At 57.4% G+C, this 18,267-nt stretch carries 14 protein-coding genes; 3 read left to right on the top strand and 11 right to left on the bottom strand.

Annotated features, from left to right (window positions below):
• Window positions 1-113 precede the first annotated feature (113 nt).
• Window positions 114-2,054: an exoribonuclease II gene (locus LG300_RS04070; RefSeq protein ID WP_404377984.1), complete on the top strand. Its 1,941-nt coding sequence runs from the start codon at window positions 114-116 to the stop codon at window positions 2,052-2,054.
• A gap of 82 nt (window positions 2,055-2,136) precedes the next feature.
• Here LG300_RS04070 and LG300_RS04065 read toward each other — a convergent pair whose 3' ends face one another.
• A complete protein-coding gene (locus LG300_RS04065; protein ID WP_404377122.1) occupies window positions 2,137-3,342 on the bottom strand; it encodes an alpha/beta hydrolase family esterase in 1,206 nt (401 codons plus the stop codon).
• Between the two features lie 53 nt (window positions 3,343-3,395).
• Entirely contained in the window at window positions 3,396-3,812 is a 417-nt protein-coding gene (locus LG300_RS04060; protein WP_404377121.1) for a CopG family transcriptional regulator, read from the bottom strand.
• 364 nt (window positions 3,813-4,176) lie between these two features.
• Between LG300_RS04060 and LG300_RS04055 the strand changes: the two genes are divergently transcribed.
• Both LG300_RS04055 and LG300_RS04050 read left to right on the top strand, forming a co-directional pair.
• Window positions 4,177-5,295: a glycosyltransferase family 4 protein gene (locus LG300_RS04055; RefSeq protein WP_404377120.1), complete on the top strand. Its 1,119-nt coding sequence runs from the start codon at window positions 4,177-4,179 to the stop codon at window positions 5,293-5,295.
• Window positions 5,273-6,289 carry a YbhN family protein gene (locus LG300_RS04050; protein ID WP_404377119.1) on the top strand — a complete coding sequence of 339 codons (1,017 nt, stop codon included), beginning with the start codon at window positions 5,273-5,275 and terminating at the stop codon, window positions 6,287-6,289. The genes LG300_RS04055 and LG300_RS04050 overlap by 23 nt, the downstream gene beginning before the upstream one ends.
• Before the next feature lie 86 nt (window positions 6,290-6,375).
• On the opposite strand, the gene sucD is transcribed toward LG300_RS04050, so the two are convergent.
• The 9 genes from sucD to sdhC form a co-directional block, all read right to left on the bottom strand.
• Window positions 6,376-7,248, bottom strand: a complete 873-nt coding sequence (gene sucD / locus LG300_RS04045) for a succinate--CoA ligase subunit alpha (RefSeq protein WP_044627828.1) — start codon at window positions 7,246-7,248, stop codon at window positions 6,376-6,378.
• A complete protein-coding gene (gene sucC / locus LG300_RS04040; protein ID WP_404377118.1) occupies window positions 7,248-8,414 on the bottom strand; it encodes an ADP-forming succinate--CoA ligase subunit beta in 1,167 nt (388 codons plus the stop codon). Before sucC ends, sucD begins: the two co-directional genes overlap by 1 nt.
• Window positions 8,415-8,579: 165 nt before the next feature.
• Window positions 8,580-10,019, bottom strand: coding sequence for a dihydrolipoyl dehydrogenase (gene lpdA, locus LG300_RS04035; protein WP_404377117.1), 1,440 nt, complete (start codon window positions 10,017-10,019; stop codon window positions 8,580-8,582).
• 112 nt (window positions 10,020-10,131) lie between these two features.
• Complete coding sequence (odhB, locus tag LG300_RS04030; RefSeq protein ID WP_404377116.1) at window positions 10,132-11,676, bottom strand: 2-oxoglutarate dehydrogenase complex dihydrolipoyllysine-residue succinyltransferase; 1,545 nt, start codon at window positions 11,674-11,676, stop codon at window positions 10,132-10,134.
• Window positions 11,677-11,714: 38 nt separating this feature from the next.
• A complete protein-coding gene (locus LG300_RS04025) occupies window positions 11,715-14,549 on the bottom strand; it encodes a 2-oxoglutarate dehydrogenase E1 component (RefSeq protein ID WP_404377983.1) in 2,835 nt (944 codons plus the stop codon).
• Between the two features lie 332 nt (window positions 14,550-14,881).
• Window positions 14,882-15,592, bottom strand: a complete 711-nt coding sequence (locus LG300_RS04020; protein ID WP_016914530.1) for a succinate dehydrogenase iron-sulfur subunit — start codon at window positions 15,590-15,592, stop codon at window positions 14,882-14,884.
• 27 nt (window positions 15,593-15,619) lie between these two features.
• Entirely contained in the window at window positions 15,620-17,392 is a 1,773-nt protein-coding gene (sdhA, locus tag LG300_RS04015) for a succinate dehydrogenase flavoprotein subunit (protein ID WP_404377115.1), read from the bottom strand.
• A 3-nt stretch (window positions 17,393-17,395) separates the two neighbouring features.
• A complete protein-coding gene (gene sdhD, locus LG300_RS04010; protein WP_404377114.1) occupies window positions 17,396-17,743 on the bottom strand; it encodes a succinate dehydrogenase, hydrophobic membrane anchor protein in 348 nt (115 codons plus the stop codon).
• Entirely contained in the window at window positions 17,737-18,114 is a 378-nt protein-coding gene (sdhC, locus tag LG300_RS04005) for a succinate dehydrogenase, cytochrome b556 subunit (protein ID WP_404377113.1), read from the bottom strand. Before sdhC ends, sdhD begins: the two co-directional genes overlap by 7 nt.
• Window positions 18,115-18,267: the final 153 nt, after the last annotated feature.

The following is an 18,267-nucleotide window of genomic DNA, read 5'->3' as shown; positions in this document are numbered from 1 at the left end:
GTAGGTAAGCCATTGACCTGCCGTATAGGCAGCCACTTCCCACCGGGGAACGATTGGCGCGGCCAGTGGGAATCCGTATAGTGGCAGCCTACTCTCGCCAACTGATCGAACACATGCTTCAAAACAACTCCCTGCTTGCCCAGCTCAAGCAACAGATCCGTGAAACCACCCCGCGCGCTGAAGGGGTGATCAAAGCGACCGAAAAAGGCTTCGGGTTTCTTGAAACCGATAGCGGCGAATCCTATTTCGTGCCGCCCCCCGCCATGAAGCAGGTGCTGCACGGAGACCGCGTGGAAGCCGTGATTCACGAGAACGGCGATAAGAAGTCGGTCGAACCGGAAAAGCTCATCGAAGCCGGTTTGGATCGCTTCGTTGCCCGCGTGCAAAAGCGCGAAGGCCGCCTCGCAGTCGTGCCGGACCACCCCTCAATTCGCAATGTCCTAAAGGCACGCATCAAAAACAGCCTGGATGAAAACACCATTGCCGATGGCGATTGGGTCGTGGCACGCCTGGTGCGCCACCCACTGAAAGAGAACGACCGCGGCTTCTTCACCCAGATTGATGAGCTGGTGGCCAAAGCCGACGACCCCGCCGTGCCGTGGCGCGTCACGCTGGCCCGCCACGCGCTGGAGCAGGAGTGCCCGGATGCCGGCAGCGACTGGCCGCTGCGCGACGAGGGCCTAACGCGGGAAGACCTGACCGAGCAGCCCTTCTTCACTATCGACAGTGAAAAGACCCGCGATATGGATGACGCGCTGCACATCGTTGCCCGCCCGGAAGGTGGCTGGCAGCTGAGCGTAGCGATTGCCGACCCTACCGCTTATGTGGAAGAGGGCCACGCCGCCGACCTGGAAGCACGCACCCGTGCGTTTACCGTCTACCTGCCGGGCCAGAACGTGACCATGCTGCCCGAGCAGCTGGCGGACGACCTCTGCTCACTGTGGGAAGGCCAAGAGCGCCCAGCACTCGCCTGTACGCTGAACATTAACGCCGACGGCAGCCTGGGCGACTATCGCTTCTTCGCGGCCAACGTAAAATCCCACGCCAAGCTGGTGTATGAGCGCGTCTCCGATTGGACTGAAGGCCAAGGCGAATGGACTCCGGCAGACAACATTGCCGAACAGCTGAACGCGCTACGTGAGCTGACCGAAGCGCGTACCGCGTGGCGTAACGAGCACGCCTTGGTATTTAAAGATCGTCCTGACTACGTGTTTGACCTGGATGAAGCGGGCAACGTGCTGGGCATTCGTACCGAAGACCGCCGCATTGCCAACCGCATGATCGAAGAGTCGATGATTGCCGCCAACGCCTGCTGCGCGGACTTCCTGGCCAGCCATATCGGCCACGGCATCTTCAACGTGCACCGCGCTTTCGAGCCGGAAAAAGCCGAAGCGGCACAAGAGTTCCTGGCTACCCAGGAAATCGAAGTCGCCCAGGAAGCGCTCACCGAGCTTGCCCACTATAAAGAGCTGAAGCGCGCGCTTGAGAGCCGCGATGACGCCTGGCTGGATGCGCGCCTGCGCCGTTTCCAAGGCTTCACCAGCATGTCGGCCCAGCCTGGCCCGCACTTCGGCCTGGGCCTGCCCGCTTACGCCACCTGGACCTCGCCGATTCGTAAGTACGGCGATATGGTCAACCACCGCTTGATCAAGCGCGTGCTGAAGGGCGAGCAGGCACCGGCAGAAGCCAGCCAGCAGCTCACCGAGCAGCTCACCGAGCGCCGCCGCCTGAACCGCATGGCCGAGCGCGACGTGAAAGATTGGCTCTACGTGCGCTACCTGACCCCAGCCGCGCAGAATCAGGACACCTTCGAAGCTGAGATCATGGCGATCAACCGTGGCGGCATGCGGGTTCGCCTGATCGAGAACGGCGCGACGGCGTTCGTGCCTGCCCCCTTGATGCACAGTGACCGCGATAAGGTCGTCATCGATGATAAAGAGGGCCGTATCCAAATCGAAGGCGAAGAGCGCTTCAAGCTGGGCGATAGCCTGCGCGTATCACTCACGGAAGCCCGTGAAGAGACACGCTCGCTGGTCGCCAAGCCTGCCGCTTAGCAATCTCTACTAAGCCTCACCACACAACAACGGCGCCTTAAGGCGCCGTTGTTGTGTCTGTGGCAGTGATAGGTGAGTGCATTTATCCAGCGTGCTGGTGCTGCAAGAAGAACCGCAGCATTTCCTGAGTAGCATCGGGGCCTTTGGGGTCGGTATAGCTGCCCTTAGCGCTGCCCCCTGACCAGGCATGGCCCGCCCCGTGAATGCGCCACTGCTCTATGTGAGGTTTGCCCTTCCCGTTGTGGTGTGTGGTACGCGTATAGGAGTGGCCATTCGCCACTTTCCCCTGCTCCACCGCTGCTCCTGCTTGGCGCGATTGACGGTACTGAGCGGCCACGCGTTCCGCATTGCTGGGGTGCACGGTGGTGTCACGATCTCCATGAAAGATAATCACGGGCACATCCGATGACCAACGAGTATCTTTCGCTTTACCAACGCCCAGAGGCCCGGAGCCTCCTTGCATAACGCTTAACGCATCGGGAAGGCTTTGGGCGACGCCGTAGGGTAGCCCGGAGTGCACTCCTACCGCCGCAAACAGATCTGGGTAGGTCATCGCCAGGGTGGTTGCCATGGCCGCGCCTGCAGAAAGCCCGGCCACATAGACGCGCGTTTCATCTAGCCCGTGGGTATCGATGATCTGGCGGGCCATGGCCGCGATGATGGCGGGTTCTCCCCCTTCGCGCTGCTGGTCTTCAGCCTTGAACCAGTTCCAGCATTTCGAGCTGTTCGCGGTCATCGGCTGAGCCGGATAGAGCACACAGCACAGCTGCTCTTCGGCTAGCCGGTTCATCTCGGTTCCGGCAGCGAAATCATCAGGGTTCTGCGTGCAGCCATGCAGCATCACTACCAGCGGCAGCGCCTGCCCATGATAGCCGCTAGGGATATACAGTTTGTAATTACGCGCCCCCACAGGGTGAGTAAACCGACCGGCAGTGAACGCGCCTGGCTGCGGTTTCTCGCTGGAGTTCGGCGCTTGCTCGGGTTGCGCCACTCCATCGCGAAACTTCATCCACTTATCGCGCCATGCTGCAGGCATCTGAATATCACTGGGCGAGAAAGCTCCAGTTGGCGCCTCAGAAGGCTCTGGCTTCGATACGGTGGCTTCTTCATCAATGACCTCGCAGGTCCCGTCAAAAGTATCGCCTTGCTGATAAGAATTATCCGGCGTTTCTGCGCTTCTAACGTCGGGACTGCCGCCCTGGAGAATCGCCATGGCCTCTTGTAGTTTTCCCGCGCGGGTGAGCCGCTTCGCTTCTTCCATTCGCTTCGTCATCGTGGCATCGATCATTTTCAATATCCTTATTCAATGATTGCGCGGTCAGCGCTTATTGAGTGAGTCGTTCAGTGGATTCGATCCGCCAGAGCGGTTTTCACCGCTTTGCTGGCATGAAGTGCGCCCAAAACCACCACGGACTCGATGGTGGCGAGGGCAAGCTCAGGCGTCACGTCGTCGGCAATGCTGGCCATGCCCAGCACCTGAATTTGCAACGTCTCCCCGGCTGACTGCAGAGCCTCTAGATCTGCCCGGCTGTAATGCTCAAGGCCCAACACAAATGCCTTACGGCTTACGGTGTCTTTGACGACCTCAGCATGGGTCGCTAACTGATTACGAATAGCGGTGCGAATCAGATCGGTCCGGTTGGAGTAAAAACCTTCTTGGACCAGCAGGTCGATCTGCCCCAGGTCAACCACCCCTAGGTTAATGGTGATCTTTTCACTGGAATCACCGCCCTTACGGCGCAGCTCATGCACGCTCATGTGTCCTTCCTCGTTGCGCTAAATAGTCGAACGGCTGTTGGATGTTGCTTGATGTGAGGTTTCTTAAACCGTGCCGCCCATATAAGCACGTCACTAACTTAAAAACCATCTAATTGGAATCCATATACCATCCATATAGATGTCATATTAGCCTAGCTCGGCAAACAGTCAACTAATGCGCACAAGAGAACGACCATCGGCAACCAAGCCGATAGATGGGAATGGGGATAAAGAGTGAAATGGGATGAAATAGAAAGCTGGAAGCGGTTCGTAGGAAATAAACAGCGGCGGCTCAATTGTCGCCGAATTGACTTATTTCTATCCTAAGGTGATTCGATGATACTCATGTGGCTCGGAGGTTACCTTGCACATCGCCGATGTGACCATGTTCCACGCCCCAGCAAGCGGCGGCGTTCGCACCTATCTACAGGCTAAGCATCGCGTGCTCTCGCGCACGCCTAACCTGCGCACCAGCCTGCTGGTGCCGGGGGCTGAGCGTGATAGTTTAGGCGACCACCACACGCTACCCGCGCTGCGCTTGCCCCTTGGGCAGGGCTATCGATTCCCGCTGCGCCGCCGTCCATGGCGTGATGCGCTGGTAGACCTCTCCCCCACGTTAATCGAAGCCGGCGACCCTTACGTCACCGCTTGGGCAGCGCTGGAGGCTGGCCAGCGCTTGGGCGTGCCGGTGGTGGGTTTCTACCACTCCGATTTACCCCACTTGATGGGCGACCGCTTTGGCCGCCATGTTTGTCAGCGGCTGATTCGCTATGTAGTCGATCTTTATCAGCGCTTTGATAGCGTGCTGGCACCTTGCCATGCGATGGCCAACCGCCTCATCGAATGGGGCGTACCCAACGTGCGCGTGCAGTCGCTGGGGGTCGATTTGGAACAGTTCCACCCTTCCCAGCGTGATCCCGGCTTCCGTACGGCCATGGGCATTCCTGAGGATAAAAAGCTGCTGATTTTCGTCGGCCGCTTCTCCCGAGAAAAAAATATCGACGTGCTGCTAGCCACCATGCGAGCGCTTGGCAGCGACTATCACCTGCTGCTGATGGGGCCGGGAATGCCGACTCAAGTGCCCAGCAATGTTACGGTAGTAAACCGCTGTTGCGGTAGCCATGAAGTGGCCCGAGCGCTTGCCAGTAGCGATGCGTTGCTGCATGCGGGCACCCGCGAAACCTTTGGGCTGGTGGCCCAGGAAGCGATGGCCAGCGGCCTGCCGGTGATTGGCGCACGCGCGGGAGCGCTGATCGAGAACGTACCGCTGGGTGCAGGCGTGCTCTGTCAGCCGCTGGACCCGGAGGCCATGGCGGACGCCTGCGCCGCGCTGTTTAGCAACGACATCGGCGCCTGCGGGCGCTACGCGCGCCACTATGTGGAGCGCCAGTTTAGCTGGGATGGCGTGATTGGCTCACTGCTCACGCACTATGTCGATCTCTGTGGACTCGAACAGCCCGATGCCCTCGCCCTCCGTCGCTAACCCTCAACGGCTGCTGCGCTTTCGTCCGCTACACGGCGTTCTACTGCTGGCTGCCCTGGTGGCGCCGCTGGTGCTCACATCGCTTGCGGGTGGTAGCCAAGCCTTTGAGCATGTGGCGCAGTTTCCTATTGGCCTGCTGATTCTGATGATTGTCATGACGGCACTGTGCTGGAATTTAAACGCCGCTCGACTGCGGTTGATGCTGAACGGTCGCGCGGGGCAGCTTGGGCAGCGTGGTGCGCTGGGCATTGAATTGGCGGCGAAGTGTGCGCTCTGCGCAACGCCAGGCGGCAGCGGCGGCCCAGCCACTTTGCTGTTACTACTTGCCCAGCGGGGCTTCTCTCCGGCGAAGGGCACGGCGGTGTTTCTTATCGACCAAGGGTGCGACCTGCTGTTCTTTTTGTTGATGCTCAGTGGACTGGTGGCAATGTCAATATTCGGCGATGCCCAGTGGCCGCACCAGGGGCTGGTTCAGCTCTCGTTACTAGGATTGGCGCTGTTAGCGGTGGGCGTCTCGCTGATGATGGGGTACTTACCCAGGCTGCTGCGTACTCGACGCCAGTGGCTGGCTTGGATACGCCCTAGCCGCAGGCGCTGGCTGGTCAGGCGGCTGTTACGCTGTCGCCATTCGCTGCGTATGACACTGGCGCTACCCAAAGCCACGTTGGCAGCGATGCTGGCACTCACAACCCTACACTGGCTGCTGCGCTACAGCTTGCTTTACCTAGCGGTGATTGGCATCGGTGGACATGCCGATTGGCTCTGGACGTTTTTAACCCAGATGCTGGCCATGGCCGCCAGCCAATTCAGCTTTCTCCCTGGCGGCGCGGGGGCTGCTGAAGTGGGGGTGGGAAGCCTGCTGCTGCCTTTAATGGGGAGGGAACAGGCCGCTGCCGCCGTGCTGGTTTGGCGGCTGATTAGCTACCACTTGTATCTTGCCGCCGGCGCGCCGCTGCTACTGCTCTACAGCGCGCGCATGCTGCGTCAGCGCTAGCCGCCTCACCGCTTTACTTACCCCCCTCAAACGCAAAAAGGACACCCGAAGGTGCCCTTTTCAGCGTCACGAAAAAAGTGCGCGGCTTACCAGCCGGTTACTTCTTTCAGCGCGTCGCCAATTTGCGCCAAAGAACGAACGGTTTTCACACCGGCGTCTTCAAGAGCAGCAAATTTCTCATCGGCAGTACCTTTACCGCCAGAGATGATGGCGCCCGCGTGGCCCATACGCTTGCCAGGAGGTGCAGTGACACCGGCAATGTAGGAAACCACCGGCTTAGAAACGTTGGCTTTGATGTAAGCCGCGGCTTCTTCTTCAGCGGTGCCGCCGATTTCGCCGATCATCACGATCGCTTCGGTTTTCGGGTCCTTCTCGAACATCTCCAGGATGTCGATGAAGTTGGAGCCCGGAATCGGGTCGCCGCCGATACCAACACAGGTAGACTGACCGAAACCGTGGTCAGTGGTCTGTTTAACGGCTTCGTAGGTCAGAGTACCAGAGCGGGAAACGATACCGACGCGGCCCGGCTGGTGGATGTGACCCGGCATGATACCGATTTTGCACTCGCCGGGAGTGATCACACCCGGGCAGTTCGGGCCGATAAGACGCACGCCCAGCTCGTCGCATTTTACTTTTGCGTCGAGCATATCGAGGGTTGCGATGCCTTCGGTGATGCACACGATCAGCTTGATGCCAGCGTTAGCAGCTTCAAGGATCGAGTCTTTGCAGAACGGTGCCGGTACGTAGATCACGCTGGCTTCTGCGCCGGTTTTCTCGACCGCTTCTTTCACGGTGTTGAAAACAGGCAGGCCCAGGTGCGTCTGGCCGCCTTTGCCCGGCGTCACACCACCGACCATTTGCGTGCCATAGGCAATCGCCTGCTCGGAGTGGAACGTGCCCTGGCCACCGGTGAAACCTTGGCAGATGACCTTGGTGTTCTTATCGATCAGGATGCTCATTACTTGCCCTCCGCTGCTTTGACAACCTGCTGAGCCGCGTCGGTCAGACTGGTAGCAGCGATGATGTTCAGACCGCTGGACGCCAGTTTTTCAGCGCCCAATTCAGCGTTGTTACCTTCCAGGCGTACGACCACCGGGACGTTGACGCCAACCTGCTCAACGGCACCGATGATGCCTTCAGCGATCATGTCGCAACGAACGATACCGCCGAAGATGTTCACCAGAACGGCTTTAACGTTATCGTCAGACAGAATGATCTTGAACGCTTCTGCTACGCGCTCTTTGGTCGCGCCGCCGCCAACGTCCAGGAAGTTAGCGGGCTTGCCGCCACTCAGGTTGACGATGTCCATGGTACCCATGGCCAGGCCTGCGCCGTTAACCATGCAGCCGATGTTACCGTCGAGGGCTACATAGTTCAGTTCCCACTTCGCCGCGTCGGCTTCACGCTGATCTTCCTGGGAAGGATCGCGCATGGCCTGCAGGTCCGGGTGACGGTACAGGGCGTTGCTGTCCAGGTTGATCTTGGCGTCGAGGCAGTGGAGGTTGCCTTCTTCGGTGATCACCAGCGGGTTGATCTCTAACAGCGCCAGATCCTTGTCATGGAACAGCTTAGAGAGGCCCAGGAAAATCTTGGTGAACTGCTTCACCTGGTCGCCTTCCAGACCCAGCGCAAAAGCCAACTCACGGGCTTGGTAGGGCTGTGCACCCACCAGCGGATCGATTTCAGCCTTGAGGATCTTCTCCGGTGTCTCTTCAGCCACCTTCTCGATCTCTACGCCGCCTTCGGTAGAGGCCATGAAGACCACGCGACGGGTAGTACGGTCAACAACAGCACCCAGGTATAGCTCTGAAGCGATATCGGTGCAGTTTTCAACCAGAATTTTCGCAACCGGCTGACCTTTTTCATCAGTCTGGTAAGTGACCAGATTTTTACCCAGCCACTGCTCAGCGAAGGCTTTCGCTTCCGCCGGATCTTTGATCAACTTAACGCCGCCTGCTTTACCGCGGCCGCCAGCGTGAACCTGGGCTTTCACCACCCACATGTCACCGCCGATCTTTTTGCACGCTTCTACTGCTTCTTCGGGAGTGTCCACGGCGAAGCCTTTGGACACTGGCAGACCATAATCAGCAAACAGCTGTTTGCCTTGATACTCGTGAAGGTTCATCGATTCATGCCATTGGTTGCATGTGACTCGAACGATGACCAGTTGGCTCGACAGACTACCTGCAAAGCACTGATCATCCCCGTACTTTCAATTCCCTAACGGTTACCGTGTGGGGCTGAAAGTGTTGCGCCACCTGTCGGTGGCGCTTGGTTGTTGCTTAGCGAATTATTTACGCTTCTTACGGTTAGCCATATGGATCGCATGGCCTTCTACCGCAAGTGCTGCCTCATGTACGGCTTCCGACATGGTCGGGTGCGCGTAGCAGGTCAGCGCGAGGTCTTCGGCGCTAGAGCCAAATTCCATCGCGATCACACCTTGGGCAATCATTTCACCCGCGTGTTGACCGACGATGTGCATGCCGAGGATACGGTCGGTTTCCGCATCAGCAATGATTTTGGCGCTACCTTCGGTGGCGTTGTTCGCCATAGCACGACCGCTGGCCGCGAACGGGAAGCTACCGGTTTTGACTTCGATACCCTTGGCTTTGGCGTCCTGCTCGGTCATACCGACCCACGCTACTTCCGGGAAGGTGTAGATCACGTTCGGAATGGTGTCGTAGTTCATCTCGGCTTTGTGGCCCGCGATGATGTCAGCCACCATGATGCCCTCTTCGGACGCTTTGTGCGCCAGCATCGGACCACGTACACAGTCACCGATGGCGTAAACGCCCGGCACGTTGGTACGGCACTGGTCGTCAACAAAGATGAAGCCACGCTCGTCCAGCTCGATGCCCACACCGTCGGCAATCACGCCTTTGGTGTAGGGGCGACGGCCAACGCAAACGATCAGCTTGTCAAAGGTCATTTCCTGTTCGCCGTTGGCATCGGTGTACTTGACGAGGACTTCTTCGCCTTTCGCTTCCGAGCCAGTCACACGGGCGCCCAGTTTGATGTCCAGACCCTGCTTCTTGAGCAGTTTTTGGGTCTCTTTGGCGATCGCAGTGTCAACCATTGGCAGGAAGGAATCCATCGCTTCCAGTACGGTCACCTCGGAACCCAGGCGGTTCCATACGCTGCCCAGCTCCAGGCCGATAACGCCCGCGCCGATCACGCCAAGACGCTTCGGCGTTTCTTGGAATTCCAGCGCGCCGGTAGAGTCAACGATCAGGCCTTCGGTCAGCGGAGTCGGCGGAATTTCTACCGGCACAGAGCCCGCTGCGATGACGATGTTGTCGGCGTCATAAGCGGTGGTGTTGCCGTCGAGGTCGGTGACTTCAACCTGCTTACCAGATACGACTTTACCGGTGCCTTCAATGGCGGTCACGCCGTTGGCCTTAAACAGGCCAGAGATGCCGCCGGTCAAGTTCTTAACGATCTTGTCCTTGCGGGCCATCATTTTCTTGACGTCCATGGTGACGTCACCGGCTTCAATACCCATGTCGTCGAAATCGTGCTTGGCTTCAACGAACTTATGCGACGCTTCAAGCAACGCTTTGGACGGGATACAGCCTACGTTTAGGCAGGTGCCGCCGTGTACGACCTTACCTTCTTTACCGATCCACTTTTCAACACAGGCGGTTTTCAGGCCCAGCTGCGCAGCGCGGATAGCCGCTACGTAACCACCAGGACCCGCACCGATAACGATCACATCAAACTTGTCAGCCATGTTGGCTCCTTTAGCTTGGTTGCCTCCTCCCATTTGGATGACATTGGGGAGGAGGCCGTGTGCGATTGCATAAGAATGCTAATGAACAGCGAAGGCGGATCAACGCGCTTCGTTATACGTCCAGCAGCAGACGAGCCGGATCTTCCAACAGCTCTTTAATCGTAACCAGGAATTGTACCGCGTCTTTGCCATCGATCATGCGGTGATCATAAGAAAGCGCCAGGTACATCATCGGGCGAATTTCAACCTTGCCGTTCACCGCCATCGGACGCTCCTGGATCTTGTGCATGCCCAGGATAGCGGTTTGCGGCGGGTTGATGATCGGTGTCGACATCAGCGAGCCAAAAATACCGCCGTTAGTGATGGTGAAAGTGCCGCCCTGCATTTCGTCGATGCCGAGCTTACCGTCGCGTGCACGCTTGCCGAAGTCGACAATGGTCTTCTCGACGTCAGCAATTTTCATGCTGTCGGTATCACGCAGAACCGGTACCACAAGGCCACGGTCGGTAGATACTGCTACACCGATATCCTGGTAGCCATGGTAAACAATGTCGGTACCGTCGATAGAGGCGTTGACGTCCGGGAAGCGCTTGAGCGCCTCGGAGGCTGCCTTAACAAAGAAGCCCATAAAGCCGAGCTTGGTGTCGTGAGCCTTCAGGAAGGTGTCTTTGTACTGCGCACGCAGCGACATGACCGCACCCATGTCCACTTCGTTGTAAGTGGTCAGCATGGCGGCTGTTTGCTGGGCCTGAACCAAGCGCTTAGCGATGGTTTGGCGCAGGCGGCTCATCGGTACACGCTTCTCGGCGCGCTCGCCCTCTACCGCAGGCGATGCCGCCGCTTTTGCCGGTGCAGAAGACTTCGCTGCTTTCTTGGCAGAGCCATCTTTCACAGCTTTCTGAACGTCTTCTTTCAGAATACGACCGCCTTTGCCGGTGCCTTCGATTTTGGACACATCCAGATCGTGCTCGGCCACCATTTTACGTGCTGCCGGGGCAAGAATTTTGTCGCCCACTTTCTCGTCAGCGCCTTCATCGTCGCTGCTGGAGGCATCGTTAGAAGCCGGTGCGCTGGTTTCATCGCTGCCGCCGCCTTCAACGAAGGTCGCCAGAATCGCTTCGGATTCTACTTGGCTGCCCTCTTCGGCTTTGATTGCTTCCAACGCGCCATCTGCCGGTGCAACGACTTCTAGCACGACTTTGTCGGTTTCGATATCGGCCAGCACTTCATCACGCTTGACCGCTTCGCCGACCTTCTTGTGCCAGGTAGCGACAGTGCCTTCCTGAATAGACTCAGGGAAGCTCGGCGCTTTTACGTCATGCTTTTTACCGCCGCCAGCAGGCTTGGACGCTGCTTTTGATTCGGTTTTTTCAGCGCTATCGCTGCTAGAAGAGCTCTCTTCCTTGCCGCCAGCGGCGCTGCCTTCGCCAATTTTGCCCAATACTTGCTCAGACTCAACGGTATCGCCCTCTTCGGCCATCACGTCGGTCAAGGTACCCGCTTCCGGTGCGACGACTTCGAGCACCACTTTGTCGGTTTCAATTTCAACAATCAGCTCGTCGCGTTCGACGCTGTCACCCGGCTTTTTATGCCACGCGGCCACAGTGCCTTCGGCAACGGATTCCGGAAAGGTTGGCGCTTTGATCTCAGTAGCCATGTCGTTTCCCTTATATGTTCTCTAAACCTGGTGGGCGCTTATACATTAAAAGCGTCTTCCACCAGCTGGCGCTGCTGTTCAGTGTGGACGGACATGTAGCCTGCTGCCGGAGCAGCCGAGGCAGGACGCCCTGCGAATTTCAACTCACGCCCAAGGCCGTCTTTCAACATATCGGCCACGGCACGCATGTGGTGCTGACTGGAGTACCAGGCGCCTTGGTTAAGCGGCTCTTCCTGACACCACACAATGTCTTCCACATTGGCATACGCCTGGAGCACTTCCAGAAGCTCTTCTTTCGGGAAGGGATACAGCTGCTCTAGGCGAATAATTGCCGTATCGTCACGCTCGTTCTCAGCGCGCCAGTTAGCGAGGTCGTAGTAGACCTTACCAGCACACATGATCACGCGGGTAACTTTGTCGGCGGCGAGATTCGCTTGGTCCGGCAGCACCATGTGGAACTTGCCGTGGGCGAGATCTTCTAGGCTCGATACTGCTTCCTTGTGACGCAGCAACGACTTCGGTGACATGACCACCAGCGGCTTGCGCAGCGGGCGAATCACCTGACGGCGCAGCAAGTGGTAGATCTGTGCGGGCGTTGTCGGTACACACACCTGCATGTTGTGCTCGGCACACAGCTGCAAGAAGCGCTCTAAACGGGCTGATGAGTGCTCAGGCCCTTGGCCTTCATACCCGTGAGGAAGCAGCATCGTTAAACCACACAGGCGGCCCCATTTGGTTTCACCCGAGGAGATAAACTGATCTACCACGACCTGAGCGCCGTTAAAGAAGTCACCAAACTGGGCTTCCCAAATTACCAGATCATTCGGAGCGGTGGTTGAGTAGCCGTACTCAAACGCCAGCACGGCTTCTTCCGACAGGAAGGAGTCGTGGATAGTGAAACGCGGCTGGCCATCGGCCATATTCTGCAGCGGCACATAGGTCGAACCATCTTTCTGGTTGTGCACAACCGCGTGACGGTGGGAGAACGTACCGCGACCCACGTCTTGGCCAGTAATCCGGATGGGGTGGCCTTGATCAAGCAGCGTGGCGTAAGCCAGCGTTTCTGCAAAGCCCCAGTTGAGCCCCATGCCGCCCGCCTGCATCTTGCGGCGATCTTCGTAGATCTTGGCAACCTGGCGCTGAACATCGACGCCATCGGGGATTTCACACATCTTCGCGGCCAGCTGCTGCAGGCGCTTCATATCGAAGGTGGTGTCTGCGTCACCGGTCCACTCATGGCCCAGGTAAGGCGCCCAATTAACAAACAGCGAGGTATTGGGTTCCTGTACCAGCGCGTTGGCAACGTGATTACCTGCCACAAGATCATCGCGGTAGGTTTCCACCATCGCCTTGGCATCGTCTTCAGTGATGACGCCCTGCTCTACCAAACGCTGCGCGTACAACGTGCGCGAGGAAGGGTGGTCTTTAATTTTGGCGTACATCATCGGCTGGGTGCCTGACGGCTCATCAGCCTCGTTGTGGCCACGGCGGCGGTAGCACACTAGGTCAATCACAACGTCTTTCTTAAACTGCTGACGGTAATCCAACGCCACTTGGGTCGCATGAATCACTGCATCCGGATCATCGCCGTTAACATGGAAAATCGGCGCCTGAACCATCTTGGCAATGTCAGTACAGTATTCCGTAGAGCGTGCATCCAGGGGGTTCGAGGTGGTGAAGCCTACCTGGTTATTGATGACAATATGTACCGTGCCGCCCGTTTTATAGGCACGGGTCTGAGACATCTGGAATGTCTCCATCACCACACCCTGGCCGGCAAAGGCGGCGTCACCATGGACGTTGATCGGCAGTACTTTGCTGCCTTCGCTGTCGTTGCGACGGTCCTGGCGGGCGCGTACGGAGCCTTCTACCACCGGAGCGACGATTTCCAGGTGCGACGGGTTGAACGACATGGCCAGGTGCACTTCACCACCCGGGGTCATCACGTTCGAACTAAAGCCCTGGTGGTATTTCACGTCGCCGGAACCGCGCTCGATGACCTTCTTGCCATCGAACTCATCGATCAAGTCCGCCGGGTTTTTACCCAGGATGTTGACCAGCAGGTTTAAGCGGCCACGGTGGGCCATACCGATCACAACCTCTTTGGTGCCGTAACCGCCTGCGCGCTGGATCAACTCGTCCATCATCGGCACGAACGACTCACCGCCTTCGAGACCGAAACGCTTAGTCCCCGGATACTTGGACGCCAGGTAGTTTTCCAAGCCTTCCGCTGCGGTCAACCGCTCCAGTACGTGCTTGCGCACGTCGTCGCTGAACTTGGGTGCACTGCGTACCGACTCAAACCTGCGCTGCAGCCAGCGCTTCTCTTCGGTATCGACGATGTGCATGATCTCGCAGCCGATGGAGCGACAGTAGGTCTGCTCCAGCGCATCCACGATATCGCGCAGCGGCGCTTTATCAATACCCAAGAAGAACGAACCGGTTTGAAACTCGGTGTCGAGGTCAGCCTTGGAGAGCTGATGGAACGACAGATCGAGGTCAGGAACGGGGGTGGGATTACGCAGCCCAAGCGGGTCGATATTGGCCTTCTGATGGCCACGGAAGCGGTAAGCGTTAATCAGCTGCAGGACTTTAACCTGCTTTTTGTTCTCACCGCTGTCGGTGGCGGCGGCTACCCGGCCCGGGCGGCTTTCACGGCCCAGTTGGTAGAACTGATCACGAATGGGGCTTAGTGGAACATCGTGGGAGGCACTGCCTTCAGGACGCGGCAGCTGATCAAAATAGCTGCGCCACTCGTCTGAGACAGAATCAGGATCGGCGAGGTACTGCTCGTAAAGCGCTTCCACGTAGTGGACATTGCCACCACTAACGTGAGAGGAACGCCACATCAACTCCATTATGCCTTGTTGCATCTCTCGGTCACCCTGCACTGATGGGGTGGTATCGGCATCGCTGCATGCTAGCAACGACATCGCTATTGCCCTGCCGGCGGGGCGGGACGTTTGCCGGCGGCGCCGACCGAAGGCCGGAAACCCTTATTCATACACGTATTTGCGACGCGATTCACACTCAGTTCATGCTCAAAAGCCGGTACTTAAAGCACCGGCTTTTAAACTTGGCTGACCACAGTGCGACGCGTCGCCGCACCGTGGAGGCCCCTATGATAACAAGCGAAGCGCCACGATTTAAGTAGCTTTATGCTGCAACTTACGTGGTACTCGCTTTTTTTCATAGGATTAGATGGTTACGTAGCATCTGCAAGCAACATTTCACGAATTTTACCAATCGCACGGGTCGGATTGAGGCCTTTCGGGCACACCGCCACACAGTTCATGATGCCGCGGCAGCGGAAAACCGAGAACGGATCTTCCAGGCTGGTTAGACGCTCACGGGTTGCCGTGTCGCGGCTGTCGGCCAGGAAGCGGTAGGACTGCAGCAGACCCGCAGGCCCTACGAACTTATCCGGATTCCACCAGAACGACGGGCACGAGGTTGAGCAGCACGCGCACAGAATACACTCGTACAAGCCATCCAGCTTGTCGCGCTCTTCCGGTGACTGCAGACGCTCAATGGCCGGTGCCGGGGTGTCATTCTGCAGGTACGGCTGAATACGCTCGTACTGCTTGTAGAACAGACCCATGTCAACCACCATATCGCGGATGACCGGAAGGCCAGGCAGCGGGCGCAGCGTCAGCTTGTTGTTTTTCACAACGTCTGACAGCGGCGTGATGCATGCCAAGCCATTTTTGCCGTTCATGTTCATGCCATCAGAACCGCAAACGCCTTCACGGCAGCTGCGGCGATAGGCCAAACCGCTATCTTGCTCTTTCATCAGGTGCAGAACATCCAGCACCATCAGGTCGCGGCCTTTGGTATCGACCTGAAACTCCTGCATATAAGGCGCGGAGTCGGTTTCCGGATTGTAGCGGTATACGGATACCTGAAGATTGGACATGGTGACTCCCTCTCGTCAGTGCGGAGATTAGTAGGTGCGAACCTTAGGCTCGAACGTATCAACGGTTTTCGGCTTGAAGTTGACGTCGCGCTTCTTCAGCTCTTTGGTCGCTGGGAAGTAGAGCGAGTGTTTCAGCCAGTTGACATCATCACGGTCAGGGTAGTCGTAACGCGAGTGGGCGCCGCGACTCTCTTTACGCTCAAGGGCAGCAATCGCCGTTGCTTCTGCCACTTCCATTAGGTTGTCTAGCTCCAGCGCTTCCACGCGGGCCGTGTTGAAAGCGTTGGACTTATCCGGCAGGTGCGCATTGGCAATGCGGCCACGCAGGTCCGCCAGCTTTTTGACACCTTCTTGCATATTTTTCTCTTCACGGAATACACCGAAAGAGTTCTGCATGATGTCTTGCAGCTCGGCCTTCAGCTCAGGGATGCTTTCGCCGCCTTCAGACTCGTTCCAGCGCGTGATGCGCTTCATCGCGGACTCGATATCAGACTCTGAAGCGTCAAGGTACTCGATACCTTCGTTCAGCGCGCCTTCGATGAACATACCGGCCGCGCGACCGAATACCACTAGATCCAGCAGCGAGTTGCCGCCCAGACGGTTAGCGCCGTGCACGGATACACATGCCGCTTCACCACAGGCAAACAGACCATTAATAATCTGGTCGTTGCCGCTTTCGTCCTGCATGATGGCTTGACCATGCACGTTGGTCGGAATACCACCCATCATGTAGTGACAGGTTGGTACCACCGGAATCGGGTCTTTCGCCGGATCAACATGGGCGAAGGTCTTGGAGAGCTCGACGATACCCGGCAGGCGCTTGCCAAGAACTTCTTCGCCCAGGTGGTCAAGCTTCAGGAAGACGTGGTCGCCTTTCTCGCCACAGCCACGGCCTTCAAGGATTTCCATGACCATGGAGCGCGCTACTACGTCGCGGCCTGCCAGGTCTTTAGCGTTGGGCGCGTAGCGCTCCATGAAACGCTCGCCATCTTTATTGATCAGATAGCCGCCTTCACCACGGCAACCCTCGGTCACCAGGGTGCCCGCACCGTAAATACCGGTCGGGTGGAACTGCCACATTTCCATATCCTGCATCGGGAAACCAGCACGCAGTGCCATACCGATACCGTCGCCCGTGTTAATCAGGGCATTGGTGGTGGACGCGTAGATACGACCAGCACCGCCGGTGGCTAATACAGTGGCTTTCGATTTAACGTGAACCACTTCACCGGTTTCAATGCACATGGCGATACAGCCAACGACATCGCCGTTGCTATTTTTTACCAGATCTACGGCATACCACTCATTCAAGAACGTGGTGTTGTTCTTGAGGTTATTCTGATACAGGGTATGCAGCAGTGCATGGCCGGTACGGTCGGCTGCCGCACAGGTACGTGCCGCCTGGCCGCCTTCACCGAAGTTTTTCGACTGGCCGCCGAACGGACGCTGGTAGATACGGCCGTTATCGAAGCGTGAGAACGGCAAGCCCATATGCTCTAGTTCGAAGACCGCCTTAGGACCTTCGGAACACATATACTCAGCGGCATCCTGGTCAGCGATATAATCGCCACCTTTTACCGTGTCGTACATATGCCAACGCCAATCATCGTTTGGATCAGCAGACGCGATGGCACAAGTAATACCACCTTGGGCGGAAACCGTGTGGGAGCGGGTTGGGAACACTTTTGACAGGACGGCTGTCTTCTTACCAGATTTCGCCAGCTCAAGCGCAGCACGCAGGCCAGAGCCACCTCCACCAATGATAATGGCGTCAAATGTCAGGCTACGAAGGTTAGACATGTATCAAGCTCCCCACAGAATTTGAATGCCCCACACCAGGTACACGAAGATGGCCAGAATGATTAGCGTCTGGACACCTACGCGCAGGCGAGTGGACTTGAGATAATCGGTGGTGACTGTCCACAAACCGATCCAGGCATGCGCGGCAATAGAGATAAACGCTAGCAGCGAGAAAATGCGCATCCAGGTTTGCTCGAACAGCCCGCTCCAAGCGTAGTAATCCAGGTTCGGGTTAAACAGCAGGTAGGCGACAACAAATACCGTATAAAGAGCCAGAATCACTGCGGAAACGCGCTGCATTAACCAATCAGACAGCCCGCTACGGCCAAAACTTGTGATGTTGGTTACCATACCCAAACTCCTGCCAGAATAATCAGAACCACACTCACTACCACGGTAGCTTGTGCTTTTTTAACGCCACCTTCTAACGTCACACCGATGTTGGCATCCATCAGCAGGTGCTTAATGCCAGCCACAAAGTGAAATGCCAAGGCAGACAGCAGCCCCCACGCAATGAGCTTGGCCAAAAAGTTGTTGGCTAGAGCATCGCTGACAGCCTCAAAGCCAGCCGGAGATGACAGGGATTTACCCAATGCCCAAAAAGCGAAAATCAAGCCAACGAACAGGATCACACCCGTGATACGGTGTGTAATCGACGTTAGCGCCGGCAATGGGAAATGTATCGTAGTTAGGTCTAAGTTTACGGGTCGTTTGCTATTCACGGCGTTATACACACTCTCTTGGCCCGCTCTGCGACAGGTCGGGCATAGCCCGAGCGGGCAGTGGTTGCTGGAAGGGGCTCGGCCGTTGCCAAGTCGGGCACGACCACCTACCTGCCGGTCGCGCGCCGTGGATTATAAGAACCTTAGCCCCTG

It is taken from the genome of Vreelandella aquamarina (genome assembly GCF_044805175.1).
Classification (GTDB): Bacteria; Pseudomonadota; Gammaproteobacteria; order Pseudomonadales; family Halomonadaceae; genus Vreelandella; species Vreelandella aquamarina_B.
The sequence above is the reverse complement of the archived record's forward strand: the minus strand, read 5'-3'. Positions and strand labels throughout refer to the sequence as shown.

Coding starts and splice junctions, on each gene's coding strand:
- LG300_RS04050 (WP_404377119.1), top strand. CDS start 5,273: ATGCCCTCGCCCTCCGTCGCTAACCCTCAACGGCTGCTGCGCTTTCGT.
- LG300_RS04060 (WP_404377121.1), bottom strand. CDS start 3,812: ATGAGCGTGCATGAGCTGCGCCGTAAGGGCGGTGATTCCAGTGAAAAG.
- sucD (WP_044627828.1), bottom strand. CDS start 7,248: ATGAGCATCCTGATCGATAAGAACACCAAGGTCATCTGCCAAGGTTTC.
- sdhD (WP_404377114.1), bottom strand. CDS start 17,743: ATGGTAACCAACATCACAAGTTTTGGCCGTAGCGGGCTGTCTGATTGG.
- LG300_RS04025 (WP_404377983.1), bottom strand. CDS start 14,549: ATGCAACAAGGCATAATGGAGTTGATGTGGCGTTCCTCTCACGTTAGT.
- LG300_RS04020 (WP_016914530.1), bottom strand. CDS start 15,592: ATGTCCAATCTTCAGGTATCCGTATACCGCTACAATCCGGAAACCGAC.
- lpdA (WP_404377117.1), bottom strand. CDS start 10,019: ATGGCTGACAAGTTTGATGTGATCGTTATCGGTGCGGGTCCTGGTGGT.
- sucC (WP_404377118.1), bottom strand. CDS start 8,414: ATGAACCTTCACGAGTATCAAGGCAAACAGCTGTTTGCTGATTATGGT.
- LG300_RS04065 (WP_404377122.1), bottom strand. CDS start 3,342: ATGATCGATGCCACGATGACGAAGCGAATGGAAGAAGCGAAGCGGCTC.
- sdhA (WP_404377115.1), bottom strand. CDS start 17,392: ATGTCTAACCTTCGTAGCCTGACATTTGACGCCATTATCATTGGTGGA.
- odhB (WP_404377116.1), bottom strand. CDS start 11,676: ATGGCTACTGAGATCAAAGCGCCAACCTTTCCGGAATCCGTTGCCGAA.
- LG300_RS04070 (WP_404377984.1), top strand. CDS start 114: ATGCTTCAAAACAACTCCCTGCTTGCCCAGCTCAAGCAACAGATCCGT.